A 19901-nucleotide genomic window follows, 5' to 3' on the forward strand; every position below is an offset into this window, starting at 1 on the left:
AAATCGACGACGATCGCCTCGATGCGCTGACCAATGAATTTGCCGACCATACGGCACAGGAGACGATCGATCGGCGCGTCTACTTCAAGGAATTGTTCCGTCTGCAGGGTGAACTGGTAAAATTGCAGACCTGGGTGCAGCACCACAAGCTCAAGGTGGTGGTGATTTTCGAGGGGCGCGATTCCGCGGGCAAGGGCGGCGTCATCAAGCGCATCACCCAGAGGCTCAATCCGCGGATCTGCCACGTCGCGGCGCTTCCGGCGCCGAACGAGCGTGAGCGCACCCAATGGTATTTCCAGCGTTACGTTTCGCATTTGCCGGCCGGCGGCGAGATCGTGCTGTTCGACCGTAGCTGGTACAACCGCGCCGGCGTCGAGCGGGTGATGGGCTTCTGCACTGAAGACGAGGTCGAAGAATTCTTCCGGTCGGCGCCGGAATTCGAGCGTATGCTCGTGCGCTCCGGAATCATCCTCATCAAGTACTGGTTTTCCATCACGGACGAAGAGCAGTATTTGCGCTTCACGATGCGGATTCACGATCCGCTCAAGCAGTGGAAGCTCAGCCCGATGGATGTGGAATCGCGCAGCCGCTGGGAGCAATACACCAAGGCCAAGGAAGCGATGCTGGAGCGTACCCACATTCCGGAAGCGCCCTGGTACCTGGTCGAAGCCGACGACAAGAAGAAGGCACGGCTGAACTGCATCGCGCATCTGCTCGAGCAAATTCCCTACCAGGAAATCAAGCGCAAGCCGGTGGTACTGCCGCCGCGGGTACGCAACCCGGAATATAGCCGCGGGCCGATTCCACCCGAAATGTACGTGCCGGAGCGCTATTGAGCGGCGGACTGCGCGCGCCGGGGATACGGCTGACGACATACGGCTGCGCATTTCGGATGCCGCTGGAAATCTCGATCGCGACGAAGACGAGGCAACTACACGCATTTCAAGCCGCGGTTGAGAGAGAAAAAAATGAAGGCCCGCACTGGAGATACGGGCCTTCCTTGATGTGACCTCGCACTTCATGTGCGATCGAAGTTGAAGTGGCGTTGTGTGCTTTTACGCCGCCGCCAGCTTGTTCTCGACCAGCTTGATCCAGTATGAGGTGCCGTACACGATCGCCTCGTCGTTGAAGTCATAGGCGGGGTGATGGAGCCCTGCGCTGTCGCCGTTGCCGCAGAAGATGAAGGCGCCCGGCCGGGCCTCCAGCATGTAGGAGAAATCTTCCGCGCCCATCAGCGGCGGCATCTCGTGGACGTTCTGGGCGCCGGCCACTTCCCTGGCCACCTGCGTGGCAAAGTCGGTTTGCTCGGCATGGTTCTTGGTCACGGGATAGCCGCGCTCATAGACGAGATCGATCTTGGCGCCGGTCATCTTGGCTACGCCCTCGCACACCTCCCGGACCCGCTTCTCGACCAATTCGCGCACTTCCGGGGTCAGGGTGCGCACAGTGCCCCGGAGTTCGGCGGTCTGCGGAATCACGTTGCGGGCGTTGCCGGCGTGGAACTCGCAGATCGAGATCACGGCCGAGTCCAGGGGATCGAGGGTCCGCGAGACGATCGACTGCAGGGCGGTGATCACCTGCGAACCGACGAGCACGGAATCGATGCACTTGTTCGGGCGGGCGGCGTGCCCGCCGAGGCCCTCGATCTTGATGTCGATCGAGTCGGTCGCGGCCATGACGGGACCCGGTCGGATAGCAAAGGAGCCGACCGGAATCCCGGGGCCATTATGCATGCCGTAGACCTGCTCGATGCCGAACCGGTCCATCAGACCGTCCTTGATCATGGCGGCGGCACCCGCACCGCCCTCCTCGGCCGGCTGAAAGATCACGACCGCGTCGCCGGCGAAATTCCTGGTCTCGGCGAGGTATCGCGCTGCACCCAAAAGCATCGCGGTGTGGCCGTCATGGCCGCACGCGTGCATCAGGCCCGGCGTCTTGGAAGCGTGAGGCAGATTGGTCGCTTCCTCGATCGGCAGCGCGTCCATGTCGGCGCGAAGCCCGATCACCCTGATCTCGCCCTTGCCGGGCTGCTTGCCCTTGATGACGCCGACGACGCCGGTGCGGCCGAGGCCAGTGGTCACCTCGTCACAGCCGAATTCGCGCAGGCGGTCCGCCACGAATGCTGCAGTGCGATGGACGTCGTACAGCAATTCGGGATTTTCATGGATATCGCGGCGCCAGGCCTGAATATCGGGTTGCAGATCGGCGACGCGGTTGACGATGGGCATGGGATTTCTCTGGCCTCAAAGGTTGGAACGCTAGTGCTTCTGTAGCATGCAAGCCGCGGTCCACCCAGCACTCTGCCGCAGAGCCCCTATCCAACCGGGAGCTTGGCCGACCAGGGCTGGAAAGCCTGGCTAAGCCTTGGGGGGTCCCAAAAGTGAGGGGCCTGCACATTTGGGCGTGACCGGGGCATGAATTCATTAGCGCGAAGCCACAGCCGTATCGACGCGAGCTGGACGAAGACAAGGTAATTCGCCGCGAGCTTGTGTACCGCGCGTTGCGACGCGACGCCACTTGAGCTTGCTGAAGAAGCGTTCGAAGAGATTGCGAGCTCGATAGAGGACTGAAACAGGTCGGCTTGGCGGGATGTTAGCCCATGCTCCCTTGTTCAGAGCGAGTTCTCTGATCCAGTCAGCGTCATAGCCACGATCGGCAAGCATCGATCCTAACTTCAGGCGAGACAGAAGTTTGTCGGCTAATGACCATGGCTGTGCAAAAACGCGAAAGATCGAAACACGGCGAGAATTACATTCTTCAGTTTGTTCTCCATGAATGCGTTTGCGAGTTTGACCGCTAAGACGGCTTTGAACGAATAACTTCTACTATCGCCGCCGAGCGCCCTGGCGTTTTCACACAGCCTGGCCCCTTCGGCGACATTGAATGTGAGGGCGACCCGCCGTTGGAGTTAGCCGAGACGCGAGCGAAATGAGCTGTCTTGAGCTGCCCACAAGGCGTCATCAAAGATAAACGCAGGCATCCAGCAGACTGATGGGTACGTATTCTTTTATCATACGGAGAAAAACACTTCGATAACAATTCTGCCGAATTGAGGCCGATTGCCTGTCAGTTTTTGAAAGATCAGCAAACGTTTTGCGGAGTGTTCTCAAGATGTGCCCCCGCATCATGAACCCTTCGCAAAGATAACGATGAAATCTGCGGTCTGATTTATTCAATTTCGCTGTAAGTTGATTATGCTTTTCATCGGTCGAGATGCTGAGAAAGTCGATGCATAATTCTTCCGATCTGCACCGCCCTGTTTTCTTTTTTCCAGCGACCAACAGAACTAAAGCCGCGGTGGTGCAGCCCCACCACCTTAAAGTCCTTTCCTAGTAGCGGAGAGCCTGACGCGCCTCCGATGGTGTCACACTGGTGGCCGATATCTGTGTCGGGATAAGTGCCTTCCGCATTCAAAGTAGACACTGAGCACTGCTTACGAGCGATTTGCTTAGGCTCACCCGCCGGATGTTGGATTAGGTAGGCTTGTTCGCCCTGCTCAACGGTGCGATTGGTTAGCTCAAGCCAGCCGTATTTCTTACCTGGCTTCGATCTGAGCTTAACCAACGCGACATCGAGCGTTGCATCAAAATCTAGCAGCTCGACACAGTCGAACTGCTCTCCTTCGGCAAGGCCCGAATCAGTCAATTGATATCCGAAGATGGCGATGGCATTGTCAACGCAAGTCTCCCTTCGATCTATGCAATGATGATTGGTCAAAAACTTCTCATCACTGATGAGAAAGCCGCTGCACGTAAGAGACTTCCCGTTTGCGGAAAAGACTAGCTTTGCTACAGCCCCGCTAGGCATGAAAACTTGGGGCACATCCTTGTACTTGATGATTTCTTCGAGTTCAGGTGGATCATGTACTAGCGAGTATTTGACGGCGTGCTTCTCCTGAAATGCGATCTCGTCGATCCTAAAGCTTAAACCGATTGGCAAGCCTTCCGATTTAACCTCCAGATTGATGGTATCTCCCTTGACAACTGGCGACCAAAACGCCCCACGCGCAAAATCATACTTATTATACGCACGGACCCGCCGCATATTTCGATCGAGCACCGCTACCTCGAACTCCACGCTCGAATGATCTTTAATATCCGCGAAATGCACTCTCAAAAAGGTGGCAGTCGGCTTCACAAAAATAGCCTTCCACAAAAATGGTTCGGGAGCGCCACGGGGAGAAATTGCGAACGGCTCATTGACCTTTTCGGTGGTGCCCTCGGCAAGCGGCTGCTCTGCCCAGATAATCGAAGGCGTTCCTACCACCGCGATGATTACGAGAACAGCTAGTATGCTCCGTAACGACTTGCTCACCTATTTGACACTTGAGGTATAACGAACAATTTCGCTCGTCCGGACGGATTTGGGAACACCGCCAAGGATAAATGTCATTGTATCGGTGTCTTTATCTGGAACAAGATTGGTTTCACGAAGGAGGCGAGAGTCCGAACTTTTGTCTGCATTGAAATACACAGTGAAGACTTGTCGATTTTGATCGAAATGTACGGCACGAACAACTTCGACCGGCATCTGCACTACGCGTCCATTCTCGCGATCGCGAAACTTTGCCGTTGAACCGGCCTGAAAAAATCCGGCAACCGCTTTTCCGGCGTCTGCTGTGCTAAGTAGTAGGGAACCTGAGTCACCATCAAGCGTACATTTCGCGTTTAACCGTCCACCGAATAGTCGGTCACCCAGCGCGCCAACATGATCTGAACAATAAACGAGCCGGTTCTTAACTTCTTGTGGGCTGAGCTTTCTGTACTTTCGCATCAGCAGAGAAGCGACCGCGGCGACTTGGGGAGCAGCAAAGGAACTGCCTGACATTACCCCATATCTACCAAATGCCACGGTACTGAAGACATCTTCGCCAATCGCGGCAACATGGACGCGAGATCCATAGTTGGTCTGAAGTTTTCCGTTGGCTGCCGTGTAGAGTTTTGGAGAGTCGACACTCCTATTGAGTGCACCAACCACGATGACGTTTGGCAGATCAAAGCAGGTGGGGCGCTGATCGCAGATGTACGATACGTCTGTACCGTAATTTCCCGCTGCCATCACAAACAACGTTCTATCCTGTTGGCTAATGATCGCGCTCTGGACCGGATCTTGAATACCTCGCTGAGGGTCAAGCATGTATCCGAAACTGAGGTTCACTACCTCCGCATTGGCATTGGGCATTTTCTCGATGTTAGTGGCCAGAGCAATTAGCTCGGCAGGGTCCGACAGCTTAGAAAAGTCAACCTCGTACGAAATCAGGTTTGCGTAGGGGTTCAAGCCGAAATTGTGACCCGCTGGTAGCCTTCCGGCTATCAGTCCCGCGATGTGGGTTCCGTGATCGACATCTCCCGTTGTCGTCTGTTCGTTGCAACTGCCTGCCGCTGCGCTCTGACGCGTGCTGAGGTTATGGACTTGGAAGCGAGCCCCCTCGAAGGCGCAGTGGCTATTGTCGACCCAGCTGTCAAAAATGCCAACTGTCGCGCCCCTAAGCAGTGACGGATACTCCGCCAATGTACGGTATGGGAAGACGATAAGGTTGCTAATGTCCTTCTGATGTTTATCGAAATCTGTTGGAAACAATGCGCTGATTTTCGCTTGGGGAGGAGTTTCCGCTTGCCATCGAATACTATTGCTTGCACCTCCAATACTATTTGGTCGCAGATTCTTAATTACTGCAGATTTTTCCGGGATGCCCTGCACGCTAGTATCAGATCCAATAGTGGCTCCGATAGAGGCTCCGAAGTTCTTAACCTTGAATGAACCGTCGAACGATGGCGTAAGCTCTAGCGCCTGGCCAGGCCGGTCCTCTCTCACGGGAGGACCGGAATACACGCCTTCCTCGGCAGACGAAATGTCGACCGTTGCGCGGGCCGCCACGACAGGAAGCGAGAGATTGCCAGTGAAAGTCTTTGAGTCGTTAGTTAAGATCGCCTCGTCCAACTTTCGGTTGTATTTAAGGATACTTTGTCGGCATGCGGAATCATAGTCGATGCAACCGCCTAAAACCTCAGTCACCAAATAACTTATCGGCTGCTTTGGTCCAACGGGTACCGGTACCCATTTGGGAATCATGGTAAGCCGAATCGCGGGAAGCACCAAAGAATCTCCACGTTTCAGCTTCCAAAGAGTAGGCGACGCAATAAACCCAAAAGAACTTGATCCTGATGCGCGAAGCGTGTGGCTCCGCTGGCATATATTAGCGTTCAAGTCGCAAACTAAACTATCGATTGCTTCAGGAAATTCCGGTCCGACCAGGTTTCCATTGTCACGCAGCACTTCTTCAATGTTGTCAGATTGGGCGATTACGTTTCGCCGAAGCGAAAGTCTTCCCGTGGTATAAAGTGTTGAGTAAAGCTCTGAGAGCTCGCGTGCGAAATCGTGCGCGCTCGAACTCGCCGAGGTCCACAGAACCTTGTCATCATCGTCCTGGGGACGGTTGGCATTTCCCGCGTAGGCGGAACAGGCACTCAAGGTCACCGCAATGGCGATCGGTGCCAACGTGAGAAAGCTGCTTTGCTGCTTCATTTGCCTGCCCTCTTGTCGCAAGGCTCTGTCAAAACTTGGGGTCGTCCTGGCACTCCGGGGCCAGAGCCAATAGCCAATTCACATTGCCCTCGGACAACGATTAAAAGTATCAGCGCTGCGCGGAGCTTGTCGAGCCGCGCGCGAGCATATGTACTAAACTTGTAGCAACACTATATTGGAGAGTTGCAGAATCAAAGGGAAATATTCTAGGTTGTTGTGGAGGTTGAGCCCTATAGCGGGCACAGTCGATTGTTCGACGCCTCCTCCAATAACCGTAGCGTGGCATTGACTCACCGTTTTTCAAAGTCAGCCTTTCGTCAGGGAGCAAGCCCATGATCGCACGGCGTACATTTCTCGCTTCCGTCGCTGTTGCTACCGCAATGCGCGTGCCGTGGGCACGGGCCATGCCGACGTTATCCGAAGAGCAAATCAAGCTTATCGAGTGGATGGACGAAGCGACTGGCGTTGGCAAAGAGGTGGCGAGCGGTGTTTTGAGCGTCACTCGTTTTGCCGATGCCTTTTGGTACTTAAACAAGAGAATCGACTGGACACCTTCCCCCGGACAAACTTTGCCATCAGTGTCAGTTCCCGCGGGTTTTGTAACCGACTTTGCTAGTATCCCGCGTGCGCTATGGACCGCTCTACCCCGTGACGGTGATTACGTATGGGCCGCCATCGTCCACGATTACCTGTACTGGTATCAAACGACCACGAGGGAAATTGCTGACAGCGTGCTAAATGCGGCGATGATTGACTTTAAGATACCTGCGGCGAATCGCGTTGCGATCTACCAGGGCGTTCACTTGGGTGGCGAGTCTTCTTGGATTGGAAACTCCAAACTTAAGTATAACGGTGAGAAGCGTCTCCTGAAGCGCTTTCCGGAGAATCCAACGATATCTTGGGAGGACTGGAAGAAGGTACCCGATGTGTTCGCAGACTGACTCGGTCATAGATCAGAAGTCCTGCTACAAAATTCTCTGAGCTCTAAAGGGCAGGTAATCTCGGAAGAGTTCTTGCCACATTGGCCGAGACGATGGCTAAGAAGACTGCGTCCCGGTTTTGCCTCAGCGGGATTTGGCGGCGCTTGAAATGTCGGTGAACGGCCTCACGCCGCCAGCGTGTTCTCGACCAGCTTGATCCAGTAGGAGGTGCCGAACACGATCGCCTCGTCGTTGAAATTGTAGGCGGGGTGATGGAGCCCTGCGCTGTCGCCGTTGCCGCAGAAGATCAGCGCACCCGGCCGCTGCTCCAGCATGAAGGCGAAATCTTCACCAGCCATCAGCGGCGGCATCACATGCACATTGGCATCGCCGGCGATTTCGCGGGCTGCCCGCGTCGCGACATCCGTCTGCTCGATATGGTTGACCGTTACCGGATAGCCGCGATCGTAGGTCAGGTCGATCCTGGCGCCGGTGATCTGCGCCACGCCGGCGACGACCTCGCGGACCCGTCTTTCCACCATTTTCCGCACTTCACCGTTCAGGGTCCGGACGGTGCCCGCCAGCTCGGCGGTCTGCGGGATCACATTGCGGGCGTTGCCGGCGTGAAATTCGCACATCGAAATGACCGCCGATTCCAGCGGATCTACGCTGCGCGACACGATCGACTGCAGCGCCGTGATCAACTGCGCGCCGACCAGGACGGAATCGATGCATTTGTGCGGACGCGCGGCGTGACCGCCGAGCCCCTCGATCTTGATGACGACGGCATCGCCTGCGGCCATGATCGGACCGGGCCGAAGCGCGAACGCGCCGACCGGAATGCCCGGACCGTTATGCATGCCGTAGACCTGCTCGATACCGAAACGGTCCATCAGCCCGTCCTTGATCATCGCGACGGCACCCGCACCGCCCTCTTCCGCCGGCTGGAAAATCACGACCGCATCGCCGGCGAAATTGCGGGTCTCGGCGAGATAGCGCGCCGCACCCAGCAGCATGGCGGTGTGGCCGTCATGGCCGCAGGCGTGCATCAAACCCTTCGTCCTGGAAGCGTAAGGCAGATTGGTCGCTTCCTCGATCGGCAGCGCGTCCATATCCGCCCGCAGCCCGATGACCTTTACGTCACCCCTGCCGGCGGGCCTGTTGCCCTTGATGACGCCTACGACGCCGGTGCGGCCAAGACCGGTAACAACCTCGTCGCAGCCGAATTCCCGCAACCGGTCCGCCACCAATGCCGCCGTGCGGTGCACGTCGTAGAGCAGTTCCGGGTGTTCATGGATATCCCGGCGCCAGGCCTGGATGTCGGGCTGAAACTCGGCGACGCGGTTGACGATGGGCATGCGGAACAGGCTTTCCGGGTTGAACGCTTCTGTCCCTGTAGCATGCAAGGTGCGGTCCAACCAACGCACCCTGCCGCAGAGCCCCATCCCTGCACCTTGATGTGTCGGCTATGTCCCCGAACACCCGTCGGCTATGTCCCCGGGCTGAACACTTGTCCCGGCCATCCACGTCTGACTAATAAACGCCCAGGAAAGACGTGGATGCCCGGAACCAGTCCGGGCATGACGGCGTCAACGGGTGGAAACTGAGAGATGCCGAAACGGCTTGAAGGCGATTTCGACTATATCGTGGTTGGCGCAGGAACAGCCGGCTGCATCATGGCCAACCGGCTGTCGGCCGATCCGAAAAACCGCGTGCTGATCCTGGAGGCCGGCGGCAACGACAACTGGATCTGGTTTCACATCCCGGTCGGCTATCTCTTTGCGATCGGCAATCCCCGCTCGGACTGGATGTTCAAGACCGAGCCGGAGCCCGGGCTCAACGGGCGGGCGCTAGCCTATCCCCGTGGCAAGGTGATCGGCGGCTCCTCCGCTATCAACGCCATGATCTCGATGCGCGGACAGGCCGCCGATTACGATCACTGGCGGCAACTCGGCCTGACCGGCTGGAGCTATGACGACGTCAAGCCGCTGTTCAAGCGGCTGGAGGATCATTTCCTCGGCGAGAGCGAGCATCACGGCACCGGCGGCGGCTGGCGCATCGAGGCGCCGCGGCTGTCCTGGGCCATTCTCGACGCGGTCGGCGACGCTGCCGAGGAAATGGGCGTCAAGCGCATTCCGGATTTCAACACCGGCGACAACGAAGGCACGAGCTATTTCCACGTCAACCAGAAGCGTGGCCGCCGCTGGTCGTCCGCGCGCGGCTTCCTCAAGCCGGTGCTGAACCGCAGCAATTTGCGGCTGGAAAAGAACGTGCTGGTCGACCGCCTCATCATCGAGAATGGCCGCGCGGTCGGCGTGCGCTTCATCCAGGGCAATGAAGTGGTCGAGGCGCGCACCAAAGGCGAAGTCGTTTTGTGTGCGGGCTCAATCGGATCGACGCAGGTGTTGCATCGATCGGGCATCGGGCCATCAGACTGGCTGTCGCCGCTCGGCATCGATGTCGTGCTCGACAAGCAAGGCGTCGGGCGCAATTTGCAGGACCATCTGCAGCAGCGCGCGATCTACAAGGTCGAGGGTGTGCGTACGCTGAACGAGACCTACTGGTCGCTGATGCGGCGCGGCCTGATGGGGCTCGACTATGCCTTCCGCCGCCGCGGGCCGCTGACCATGGCGCCGTCGCAACTCGGCATCTTCACGCGCTCCGATCCGCATCGCGAGCGTGCCAACATCCAGTTCCATGTGCAGCCGCTGTCGCTCGACAAGTTCGGCGATCCCCTGCATCGTTTTCCCGCCATCACCGTGAGCGCCTGCAATCTGCAGCCGACCTCGCGCGGCACCGTGCGCGTCCGCTCGGCGAAGCCTGACGAGGCGCCGTCGATCGCGCCGAATTATCTCTCGACTCACGACGACCGCCAGGTGGCAGCCGATGCCATCCGCACCACGCGGCGGCTGATGAAGCAGAAACGGCTTGAGCGATATCGCCCGCAGGAATATTTGCCCGGCCCCAGCGTCGGCGACGACGACGTCTCGCTGGCCAAGGCCGCCGGCGATATCGGCACCACGATCTTCCATCCGGTGGGGACCGCGAAGATGGGGACGGCGAGCGATCCGCTTGCCGTCGTCGACGAGCGCCTGCGCTTCCACGGCATCGCGGGCTTGCGCGTGGCCGATGCTTCCGTGATGCCGACGATCACGTCGGGCAACACCAACACGCCGACGGCGATGATCGCGGAAAAGGGCGCGGCGATGATTCTGGAGGATGGGCGATAATCCCTCCCATGACGAACGCCAAACGGATTTCGGTCGGACCTGTCGGCGAACACATTGCGCTCGCCCGATGGGGCGAGGACGGCTCGGGCAAACCGCCCGCGCTGCTGTTGCACGGCACCGGCTTTGTCGCCGAGGTCTGGGATGAGGTCGCCCGTGAACTGGCGTCGCGTTACACCGTCTATGCGCTCGACCGCCGCGGCCATGGCGACAGTCACAAGCCGGCGGCCGACCGCTATCACTTCCAGGATTTCGCCGAGGATTTGTGTCGGGTGATCGAGGCGCTCGACCTGACGGATATATTTGGTATCGGCCACAGCGCAGGCGCCACCGATCTCCTGCTCGCGGCGAAACTTTTGCCCAAGCGCTTTTCGCGCCTGTTCGTGATGGAGCCGACCGTCATGGATCCGCGTGCGACCCGCGCCGATGGCGCCGGGTTGAGCGACAGGTCGACGGCTGCCGTGCAGAGCGTGCTGCGCCGCCAGGCCGAGTTCGACAGCGCCGAGACGGCGTTCCAGCGCTATCGCGCCGCGCCTGCGTTTGCGACATGGTCCGAGTCCTCGCTCTGGGCCTACATCCGGCATGGTTTTGCCCCTCTGAGGGACGGCCGGGTACGACTGCTCTGCACGCCTGAGATCGAGTCCGCCATTACTCTCCGGATTTGTGAGGCGATGGAGCAGGTCTACACCGGAGACGACCGCGGCAATCCTTTCGCATGGCTGACCGAGATCGACTGCCCCGTCTGCGTTGCGACGACCGAACAATCATGGCCGATCTATAAAATGATGGCGTCACGGGCCGTGGCGCTGATTCCGCAAGTCAGCGAATGGAGTTTTGCCGGGGTCGGTCACTGCGTCGGCCAAGAGGATCCAAAACTCCTGCTTGGTGCCCTGCAAATATTCGAAGCGAAAGACCGCTAGATCCTCCGGCTACAATTCTCCTGCTTCTTCTTGTCAGCGCTTTACGCGAGGCGTCCCCCTGGCTGAAATTTTCGCGTGCGTCCGCGCGGAAAGCGCAAGATCGTCGTTGGTGGCAAGCAACTCAAGGAAGGGAATGGTCGTCCTGACGACAATCCGATCCCGCCACTGATCGATCAGTTCGGCCAGCTCCGTTGTTTCCAGCGGATCGAGTTCATTGCGCATATGATAATATCCGACGAGGTAGAGTTTCGTCGCGGACACGCCGATGCTCTTTTGCACCAGCGCAAATGCATCTTCGTTCCGGATCTTCTGCGGGTAGACTGGAAAATAGATACGACCCGTGTTCCTGGTGCCCAGAAACGGCCCTTTTAGACAAACGGATATCGAACCTATTCGATCAAGCAAATCTTGAACCACCGCAGCGTAGCGATCGAGATCGGTCTCCGGAACGCCGCCTGCAAGCGTTGCATGCAACTGCAACCGGCGGCGTTCGCAGAGCTCCCACGCAATCTTTGGCGCGAAGCTCGATGACTTTATGGCCAACTCAAGCGCCTGAACCTGGTCGGATTCGAGAAAGGCATCCGCGGAAATTGGCATCACAAGCGCATAGCGCGTCTTCTCATAGGTGCCGTTTCGATAATCACGCCCGTCGACCTCGCTGATGACTGCGGGGTGCCCTGCATTCACGAGGGGAAGGTGCGCAAGCCGGTACCCTTCGTCGAAGACGACACGTTCGCCGGGCTGGAATGTCTTTCTCGCCGACCTATAGGCCATCATCTCGTCGTCGCAATAGGTTATGGGTGGCATATGTCTTTGCTCCGCCGTCGGATCACTCTTGCCGACTCCCATACAGCAGGAAAACTGCCGCGCCGCCATGTTTGCGGAGGATAGCGGTCGAAGGTTGGGAGTACGTGAGCGCTCCATCCAGTGCAGCCGCGCGGCTGTCTGGATATGCCCATGGCCGGAACGGTGTCGGTCGTCGTAGGCCGCGCTCTGAATATCGATGATCCCAGGCATGGCGAAGAGGCCCGTGCCGTGATTGCCGAGAACGGCGGGAGCGATAGCGCCCCCGCTGTTACGCGACAAGTATCAGCAAGTCCATTATCGCACTGTGCGACGATGCCGTGGCGTGACCGGCAGGCGATCCGGTGCCGGTACGGGCGAGCCATAATACGCATACGCGTTCGCCGAAGCGGGCGGGCGAACCGCATACCTGCCCGCGAGGACGTCCGCGTTGGGATGATAGAACGCGAAGGCGCCGGGCTCTTGTATCGCGGCCTGCGCGAACACCGGTGTTGCAATGGCCGTCGCAAGAAGCGCGGCCGCAATGGCTGGAATGAACTTCGTCATGGCGAGTATCCTTTCGTGGGACCTCATTCATGTGGGCGCGGCAAATGCGAAAGTTAGGCCGGTGCCTGCACCCATCACCGCGATGTGAGAAATCGCGTGCAATCCGTGCACGGCGCGAAGATTTTTCCTTCCGACGGGTTTGGAGAAGCACAGGCCTATCGCTGCCCGGCCTTTGACGAACTGTCTTTTCTCGGCCAAGCGTCTGGCTTGATCGCGGCGCTTTGCGCTTCTCGAACGCTGCTACGCTTGCGGGGGATAGCGCTCGAAGGTCGGCAGCTCGTGCGCGCTCTCAATCCAGTGCAGCCGCTCGGCTGTCTGGATATGCACCGTTGCGGGGACGGCGTTGGGGTCGTCGTAGGTCGCGCTCTGAATATCGATGACCCCGGGCAAGAAGTTCGCATTGGTGTAGAAGAGGCCCGTGCCGCAGTTGGCGCAAAACTGGCGGCGGCCATGTTCCGAGGACTCGTAGACCTTGGGCTGCCCCTTCGTCACCTTGACCGCATCCTCGGCATACATCGTCCAGCCGACAACCGGCGCGCCGGCGTGACGTCTGCAATCGGTGCAGTGACACAACGCATGAACGATGAGTTCGCCCTCGACCTGATAACGGATCGCGCCGCAATGACAGCCGCCAGTGATGTTGCTCATGATTTCCTCATTACGTCCGCTCGAAAGTAGCCCCGGATGAAGCGCAACGTAATCCGGGGATATATCTATCGGCCGGAGAGACACTCCCGGATTGCGCTTCGCTTCATCCGGGCTACGAGCTTGCGACTTACGCCGACTTGCGCACCGCGTTGTCGACCAGCGTCTTGCCGAGCGACCAGATCGCGCCGGGGACCTTGTGGCTGGCGGCGATGACGTCGTCGAACGACTTTTCGATCCAGCTGCAGTCTTCTTCCGTGATCACGAGCGGCGGCAGCAGCTTGATGGTGTGGCTGCCGTGGCCGGAGACCTGCGTCAGGATCTTGTGATCCTTGAACAGCGGCACGGTGATGAGCTGGCAGAACAGGCCCTTGTTGGCGGTCTCCAGCAGATTCCACGAAGCCTTCAGTTTCAGCGATTTCGGCGGACCGAACTCGATGCCGATCATCAATCCCTTGCCGCGCACTTCCTTCAGCAATTCATAGCCAGGCACCATGCGGGTCAGCGCGAGGCGCAGCTCGGCGCCGCGCTTGGCGGCCTGCTCGACCAGCTTTTCCTGCTTGATCACGTCGAGCGTCGCGATGCCGGCGGCCATCGCCAGATCATTCTTCGCAAAGGTCGAGCCGTGCACGACCGCGCGATCCATCTGGTTGAAGATCTTGTCGAAGATACTCTTGCGCGTCAGCAGCGCGCCGACCGGCACGTGACCACCTGACAGCGCCTTCGCCAGCAGCACCATGTCGGGCTCGACGTTCCAGTGCTCGACTGCGAGGAATTTTCCGGTGCGGCCGATGCCGGTCTGGATTTCGTCGGCGATGAAGATGGTGCCGTATTTCTTGCACAGCGCGGCCGCGCCCGGAAGGAATTCATCCGTGGGCAGGTTGACGCCCTTGCCCTGGATCGGCTCGACGATGAAGGCCGCGACCTGGCGCGACGACAGCGCCTGCTCGAGCGCGGCGAGATCGTTGAAAGGAATCTGCGTGCATCCCGGCAGCAGCGGCTCGAATCCGCTGCGGAAGTTCGCATCGTCCATCAGCGACAACGCGCCGTATGACAGGCCGTGGAAGGAATGGGAACAGGAGACGATGCCGGGACGGCCGGTCGCGCCGCGCGCGAACTTGATCGCCGCCTCGACGGTCTCGGCGCCGGAATTGGCAAAGAACACCTTGTCCAGATATGGCACATGTTCCAGCAGGCGTTCCGCCAGCACGCCCGCGAGCGTGGACACGTCAAGTTGAACGAGATTGGGAAAATTGCTGTCGAGCACGCTTTTGAGCGCCTCACGCAACGCCGGATGATTGCGGCCAATCGCAAAAACGCCAAATCCGCTCAGTAGATCGAGATAGCGGGCCCCGTCACGATCGAACAGGTATTGACCTTGACCCTTCTGAAAGCCCACATCGTAGCCGATGGTCTTCAGCACACGGACGAGTTGCTCGTTCAGGTGGCGCGCATGCATGGAACTTCGCTGCGCCTGCCGCTCTACAAACAGCCCGGAAACGTCTAGATATGAATCTGGCATTGGCTACATACGTCGGTTGATGGCCGTTTCGTCAACTGAAAACGCTAAATGCGGCGTTTTGACCCCCGCTTGGATCATCTACTTAAACATAGGTTCGGACCATGTTGCACTGCCCAAGAACGATCGCGCGTACAATAGTTTATTCGGGAATCTTTTTAGCCACAGGTGTTAATGCGGCGCTGGCCGCCGACCCCACCGGTGACTGGAAAGTGGCCGATGGTGTTGCCAACATCCGCGTCGCCCAATGCAGCGGTAACATGTGGGGCGTAGTCGCCTGGGAAAAGATGCCGGGCGGCAAGGACAAGAATAATCCGGACGCCGCAAAGCAGAGCCGGCCGACGCTTGGCATGCCGATTCTGATCGACATGAAGAAGAAGCCCGGCGTCGATGCCTGGGAAGGCCAAGTCTACAACGCCAAGGACGGACAGCTCTACAGCTCGACGATCAAGCCTGTCGGCACCGATCAGCTCGAGATTCAAGGCTGCGTGCTCGGCTTCCTGTGCGGCGGTGAAACCTGGACCCGTGTCGCGCCGCCGATTCCATCGAGCCCTGCCAACAGCATGGCCAAGGGCGCGCCGAAGGGTGCACCCGGCGCGGCGCCCAAGAGTACTGCATCGGGTGCTAACCCGACGACCGCGGCACCGGCTCCTGCGCCGGCGGCACCGAAGACCACAGGTGCAGCGAATCCCGCATCAGCCAGCCCTGCAACCGCGCCGAAGGCCGCGCCCGCTCAGAAGCAGGCGGCCGGCCAGCCCGCCGATATCGGCGATATCTGCCTACTCCCCGACATCGCGCGGTTTGCCCATTAGCGCGGGCTGGAACAGCAGCACCGCGGCCAGCGTGATGATGAACGACAGCGCCAGCAATTTGCCCATGCTGGCGGTGCCGGGATGACTGGATAGCCACAGGCTTCCGAATGCGGTCGCGGTCGTCAGCGCCGAGAAAAAGATCGCGCGCGTCAGGCTCGACTGCAGCAGGTTCGTTCTGCCCTCGCGCCAGGCGGTCACGTAATAGATCTTGAAGGCCACACCGACGCCGAGCAGCAGCGGCATCGCGACGATATTAGCGAAGTTGAGCGGCAGCCCGATCAGCACGCAGAGCTCCAGCGTCACAGCGCCCGCCACCAGTAGCGGCACCATCGTCATCAGCACGTCGGTAACCCGCCGCAGCGCCAGCCAGAGCAACAGGCTGATCACGACAAGCGCCCAGATGCCGGCGTGGATGAACGCCTTCACGATAGTGTCGCCGGATTTGAGAATCGACACCGGCCCGCCGATCGCATTCGGCTCGGCCGCCAGCACCGCATCGGCGAAGCGGCGAAGATTGTCGTTGTCGTTGGGATCGCCCTTCGGCAACGCCTCGACGCGGATCAATCCGTCCTTGGACTTCCAGCTATTCAACAGTTCCGGCGGCAGCGTCTTCAACGTTACAGGGCCTGCCTGCATCGTGTTCTTGAGCTGATCGAATACGATCTTGAGCGGGGAAACGAAAATGCTCTGCGCCTTGTCGCGCGTCGCCTGGTTGCTTCCGGCCAATTTCGAAAGCGCGTCCGCCAGCCTTCGTGAGGCAACCGCGCCCGGCCCCTTGCCGTCGCCCGCGGCCTTGCGCAGACTGGTGACCGAACTCTTCAGCGCCTCCACATTCTCTTCATCCGAGGGCGCCGCATCGACCGAATCGGGAGTGAGCGCAGGCCCCACCACCCTCGCCGCCTTCGCGATCAACTGCAGCTTTGCCGGCTGATCCTCGGGGACAAAACTGTCGATCGACATCACGCGCAGGACTTCCGGCAGCTTTTCCAGGCGCGCCTCGATCTTCTTCGCTTCCGCTTCCGAAGTGGTCAGCACGTTGATGGCGTTGGCGCCGGTGTTGGGGTCCTTGCGCAGATCGAGGAAGGTCGCGATCGATTCAGCCTTCGGATTGCGCAGGTTGATCGGGTTGAAGTCGAACTTCATGAAATAGAGCAGCGGCAGGCCGGCCACGACAAGCAGCAGCGTGCCAACGACGATGATGACGCGGTGCCGTTCGAGGAATTCGTCCACCGGCGCCAGAAACGCGTAACCGACAGGCTCGCTTTCGCCGGGCGGATGCAGCAGCTTCAGCATGGCAGGCAAGGACGTGATGCTGGTGAAGAATGCGATCATCATGCCGGCGCCGGCAATCTTGCCGAGCTCGGAAATGCCCTTGTAGTCGGTCGGCAGGAAACACAGGAAGCCGGCGGCGGTCGCCATCGCGGCGAGCGACAGCGGGACCGCGCAACGGCTGGCCGCGCTCTCCAGCGCCAGGGCCAGATCTTCGTTCTTGAACCGCTCGGAACGGTAGCGGACGCTGAACTGGATGCCGAAATCGACGCCGAGGCCGACGAACAGCACCGCGAAGGCGATCGACAGCAGGTTCAGCGATCCCACCATCATCAGGCCGACGGCGGTCGTGAGCGAAAGGCCGATGAACAGGTTCACGAACACCGCGAAGATGATCTTCGACGAGTGCAGCGCCATCCAGAGAATCACGAGGACGATGAGGACGGTTGCGACACCGTTGAGGATCGCACCCTCCTGCACGGTCGAATATTCCTCATTCGCGATCGGAACCGGGCCGGTCAGCCGCACCCGCGCGCCGTACTGGCCGGCAAAATTGAGATCGGCCGCGGCCTTCCGGATTGCGTCGGTCGCATCCTTGCCGGGTTCGAGTTCGCTGTAGTCGAGCTTCGGCTTGAACTCGATGAAGGCGCGGCGGTCGGCGTCGGTCAGAGGCTTGTCGCTGACCAGTTCGCGCCAGGAGAACGTCGCCGTCCCCTTGTTCACGATGTCCTCGACCGTCTGGCTGATCTGGTTGAAGGGCCGTTCGGTATTGTCGAGCTTGACCTGTCCGCGCTTGACGCCGGCAAGCCCGGTCTCCAGCGCGCCGGTCAGGCCGCGGATCGAGGGATCGCCGGCCATGATCTCGATCAGGGGGGCTGCGGCTTCGAGCTGGCCGGCGACCTTGCCGACTTCCTCCACCGGCAGGAACAGCAGGCCGTTCTTTTCGAAGAACTCGCCGGAACCCAGCGGCTGCACCGATTCGAAATGCTTGGTGTCGCCGGAAAGCTTTGTGAAGAGCGCCGTGCTCGCGGCACTGGCGAGTTCGGGCGTCGGCGCCTCGACCACGGCGAGAATCAGTTTTTCGCGGTCGAACGCCTGCTCGAACTGTTGGTCGCGCTTGCGCCAGTCGAGGTCGGGTGAAATCAGCGTGTTGATGTCGGTGTTGATGGCGAAATGCCGGGCGGCATAGAAGCTCGCTCCGATCGCCAGAAGCAGCGAGAGGACGACGACGAGAGTGGCAAACCGCGTACAGGTTCTGACAATGGCGACGACAATACTGGTCAGCACTTCGTTTCTTTCTAAATCTCAAGGAGAGCTGGGCGAAAACGCCCGCTGTCTAGCGGAGTTCCCGAAGCCGATCTAATGTTGTTTTGGTTACTTCCCCGACGGTTCAAACGAAGCCGCCAAAACGGATCGGAACAGGCGTTCGGGGCCGGTATAGCCCGTCCCTGTGGGCGATAAAGTGACGAACCGGTGAGGAGCGACGGTTCCTCGCAGCGCATTTTTGGTATTTAGTTACCCATTTCTTGGTAACCATTGCGCGATGCACCTTTTCCTGCCGCACAATTTTTGACACATAGTCCTGCGCTTCCATCTACTTGGGTGGGGATTACCTACGGGTTCCGGTCATGGTGCGGATATTGCAGATCCGGATGTGACCGGCTGCACGGAGACCTTCGGGTGAATTTGCGAATTCTGGACCTGGTGCAACAAGCGTATTGGACATCCCATGGAAGTGTATCTAGCGCAGCCCCGCGGATTTTGTGCGGGCGTCGTGCGCGCCATCGAAATCGTTGAGCGCGCGCTCCAGAAGTACGGTCCGCCGGTCTACGTCCGGCACGAGATCGTACATAACAAGTACGTGGTCGAAAGCCTCAAAGCCAAGGGCGCGATCTTCGTCGAGGACCTGTCCGAAGTTCCGCCACGGGCGGTAACCGTGTTCAGTGCCCACGGCGTGGCCCGCAGCGTCGAGGAAGAGGCCGCCGCCCGCGGCCTGCCCGTCCTCAATGCCACCTGCCCGCTGGTCACCAAGGTCCATAATCAGGGCAAGCGGTATATGTCCAAGGGCCGTACCCTGGTACTGATCGGGCATGCCGGCCATCCCGAGGTCGAGGGAACCATGGGCCAGGTTCCCGGGCCGGTTCTGCTGGTCCAGAACGTCGACGACGTGGCGGCCCTGCCCCTGCCGACCGACGCGCCGGTGGCCTATATCACCCAGACCACCCTCAGCGTGGACGACACAAAGGACATAATCGCCGCCCTTCAGGCCAAATTTACAGATATTCAAGGCCCCGACATCCGGGATATCTGCTATGCGACACAGAACCGCCAATCTGCGGTAAGGGATCTAAGTAAGCTGGTGGACGTCATTTTGGTGGTGGGGGCCGCCAATAGTTCCAACTCTAACAGGCTCCGCGAAATCGGCACCGAGGTCGGCGTCGCGAGTTATCTCATTGCCGACGGGAGCGAGTTGAACCCCGATTGGCTGAAGGATGCAAAAGCGGTCGGCATTACGGCGGGCGCATCGGCGCCCGAAGTTTTGGTCGACGACGTGATCGAGGCTTTGAGGCGTATCGGACCCGTCAAGGTATCGGTGCTTCCCGGCCGGGAGGAGAACATCGAGTTCCGGCTTCCGGCCGAACTGACTGCGGGCTGATCCACTTCACGATTCCAAGTCTGGGCTCCCAGCCCAGACCCAAGTCCAGAAAGAAAAT

15 protein-coding genes and 1 pseudogene are annotated in these 19901 nt (G+C 59.3%); 6 read left to right on the forward strand and 10 right to left on the reverse strand.

Translation table 11 applies throughout. The features are described from left to right. On the forward strand, positions 1–836 hold an 836-nt coding region (ppk2, locus tag KIP88_RS00005), incomplete at its 5' end, for a polyphosphate kinase 2 (RefSeq protein WP_214485777.1). Between the two features lie 219 nt (positions 837–1055). Here the strand turns inward: ppk2 and KIP88_RS00010 are convergent. The 4 genes and pseudogenes from KIP88_RS00010 to KIP88_RS00025 all read right to left on the reverse strand — a co-directional run bounded on the left by KIP88_RS00010 (position 1056) and on the right by KIP88_RS00025 (position 6525). Continuing rightward, a complete protein-coding gene (locus KIP88_RS00010) occupies positions 1056–2228 on the reverse strand; it encodes a M20 aminoacylase family protein (RefSeq protein ID WP_214485778.1) in 1173 nt (390 codons plus the stop codon). 182 nt (positions 2229–2410) lie between these two features. Continuing rightward, positions 2411–2702 (reverse strand): annotated as a pseudogene (locus tag KIP88_RS00015) (IS5/IS1182 family transposase); the annotation flags it as partial. 499 nt (positions 2703–3201) lie between these two features. Next, positions 3202–4314: a serine protease gene (locus KIP88_RS48105; protein ID WP_214485779.1), complete on the reverse strand. Its 1113-nt coding sequence runs from the start codon at positions 4312–4314 to the stop codon at positions 3202–3204. Further along, entirely contained in the window at positions 4315–6525 is a 2211-nt protein-coding gene (locus KIP88_RS00025) for a S8/S53 family peptidase (RefSeq protein WP_214485780.1), read from the reverse strand. Positions 6526–6857: 332 nt separating this feature from the next. Between KIP88_RS00025 and KIP88_RS00030 the strand changes: the two genes are divergently transcribed. Beyond that, on the forward strand, positions 6858–7466 hold the full coding sequence (locus tag KIP88_RS00030) for a DUF1353 domain-containing protein (protein ID WP_249790438.1): 609 nt from the start codon (positions 6858–6860) through the stop codon (positions 7464–7466). Between the two features lie 164 nt (positions 7467–7630). Here KIP88_RS00030 and KIP88_RS00035 read toward each other — a convergent pair whose 3' ends face one another. After that, entirely contained in the window at positions 7631–8803 is a 1173-nt protein-coding gene (locus tag KIP88_RS00035; RefSeq protein WP_214485781.1) for a M20 aminoacylase family protein, read from the reverse strand. 252 nt (positions 8804–9055) lie between these two features. Here KIP88_RS00035 and KIP88_RS00040 point away from each other — a divergent pair, with 252 nt between their 5' ends. Next, complete coding sequence (locus KIP88_RS00040) at positions 9056–10675, forward strand: GMC family oxidoreductase (protein ID WP_214485782.1); 1620 nt, start codon at positions 9056–9058, stop codon at positions 10673–10675. Between the two features lie 8 nt (positions 10676–10683). Continuing rightward, positions 10684–11592, forward strand: a complete 909-nt coding sequence (locus KIP88_RS00045) for an alpha/beta fold hydrolase (RefSeq protein WP_214485783.1) — start codon at positions 10684–10686, stop codon at positions 11590–11592. Positions 11593–11625: 33 nt separating this feature from the next. Here the strand turns inward: KIP88_RS00045 and KIP88_RS00050 are convergent, their stop codons facing one another. The 4 genes from KIP88_RS00050 to hpnO form a co-directional block, all read right to left on the reverse strand. After that, entirely contained in the window at positions 11626–12609 is a 984-nt protein-coding gene (locus KIP88_RS00050) for a hypothetical protein (protein WP_214485784.1), read from the reverse strand. An 84-nt stretch (positions 12610–12693) separates the two neighbouring features. Further along, positions 12694–12942, reverse strand: a complete 249-nt coding sequence (locus KIP88_RS00055) for a hypothetical protein (RefSeq protein WP_214485785.1) — start codon at positions 12940–12942, stop codon at positions 12694–12696. Between the two features lie 240 nt (positions 12943–13182). Next, complete coding sequence (locus KIP88_RS00060) at positions 13183–13590, reverse strand: GFA family protein (RefSeq protein WP_214485786.1); 408 nt, start codon at positions 13588–13590, stop codon at positions 13183–13185. Positions 13591–13717: 127 nt separating this feature from the next. Next, positions 13718–15109 (reverse strand): aminobacteriohopanetriol synthase HpnO, encoded by a 1392-nt coding sequence (hpnO, locus tag KIP88_RS00065; protein WP_214485787.1) that lies wholly within the window; start codon positions 15107–15109, stop codon positions 13718–13720. 101 nt (positions 15110–15210) lie between these two features. On the opposite strand from hpnO, the gene KIP88_RS00070 reads away from it, so the two are divergent. Continuing rightward, complete coding sequence (locus KIP88_RS00070; RefSeq protein WP_214485788.1) at positions 15211–15918, forward strand: DUF2147 domain-containing protein; 708 nt, start codon at positions 15211–15213, stop codon at positions 15916–15918. Here the strand turns inward: KIP88_RS00070 and KIP88_RS00075 are convergent. After that, positions 15886–18474: an MMPL family transporter gene (locus tag KIP88_RS00075; protein WP_214485789.1), complete on the reverse strand. Its 2589-nt coding sequence runs from the start codon at positions 18472–18474 to the stop codon at positions 15886–15888. The genes KIP88_RS00070 and KIP88_RS00075 overlap by 33 nt on opposite strands. Positions 18475–18916: 442 nt before the next feature. Here KIP88_RS00075 and ispH point away from each other — a divergent pair, with 442 nt between their 5' ends. Then, positions 18917–19843 carry a 4-hydroxy-3-methylbut-2-enyl diphosphate reductase gene (gene ispH, locus KIP88_RS00080; RefSeq protein ID WP_214485790.1) on the forward strand — a complete coding sequence of 309 codons (927 nt, stop codon included), beginning with the start codon at positions 18917–18919 and terminating at the stop codon, positions 19841–19843. Positions 19844–19901: the final 58 nt, after the last annotated feature.

The sequence above is a fragment of the Bradyrhizobium sp. SRL28 genome (assembly GCF_018596315.1).
In the GTDB taxonomy this organism is placed as follows: domain Bacteria; phylum Pseudomonadota; class Alphaproteobacteria; order Rhizobiales; family Xanthobacteraceae; genus Bradyrhizobium.

What these genes read in the sequence shown, in the direction of transcription:
- KIP88_RS00060 (WP_214485786.1), bottom strand. Translation starts at nt 13,590, where the DNA reads ATGAGCAACATCACTGGCGGCTGTCATTGCGGCGCGATCCGTTATCAG.
- hpnO (WP_214485787.1), bottom strand. Translation starts at nt 15,109, where the DNA reads ATGCCAGATTCATATCTAGACGTTTCCGGGCTGTTTGTAGAGCGGCAG.
- KIP88_RS00025 (WP_214485780.1), bottom strand. Translation starts at nt 6,525, where the DNA reads ATGAAGCAGCAAAGCAGCTTTCTCACGTTGGCACCGATCGCCATTGCG.
- KIP88_RS00035 (WP_214485781.1), bottom strand. Translation starts at nt 8,803, where the DNA reads ATGCCCATCGTCAACCGCGTCGCCGAGTTTCAGCCCGACATCCAGGCC.
- KIP88_RS00045 (WP_214485783.1), top strand. Translation starts at nt 10,684, where the DNA reads ATGACGAACGCCAAACGGATTTCGGTCGGACCTGTCGGCGAACACATT.
- KIP88_RS00040 (WP_214485782.1), top strand. Translation starts at nt 9,056, where the DNA reads ATGCCGAAACGGCTTGAAGGCGATTTCGACTATATCGTGGTTGGCGCA.
- KIP88_RS00010 (WP_214485778.1), bottom strand. Translation starts at nt 2,228, where the DNA reads ATGCCCATCGTCAACCGCGTCGCCGATCTGCAACCCGATATTCAGGCC.
- ispH (WP_214485790.1), top strand. Translation starts at nt 18,917, where the DNA reads ATGGAAGTGTATCTAGCGCAGCCCCGCGGATTTTGTGCGGGCGTCGTG.
- KIP88_RS00070 (WP_214485788.1), top strand. Translation starts at nt 15,211, where the DNA reads ATGTTGCACTGCCCAAGAACGATCGCGCGTACAATAGTTTATTCGGGA.
- KIP88_RS00050 (WP_214485784.1), bottom strand. Translation starts at nt 12,609, where the DNA reads ATGCCTGGGATCATCGATATTCAGAGCGCGGCCTACGACGACCGACAC.
- KIP88_RS00055 (WP_214485785.1), bottom strand. Translation starts at nt 12,942, where the DNA reads ATGACGAAGTTCATTCCAGCCATTGCGGCCGCGCTTCTTGCGACGGCC.
- KIP88_RS00030 (WP_249790438.1), top strand. Translation starts at nt 6,858, where the DNA reads ATGATCGCACGGCGTACATTTCTCGCTTCCGTCGCTGTTGCTACCGCA.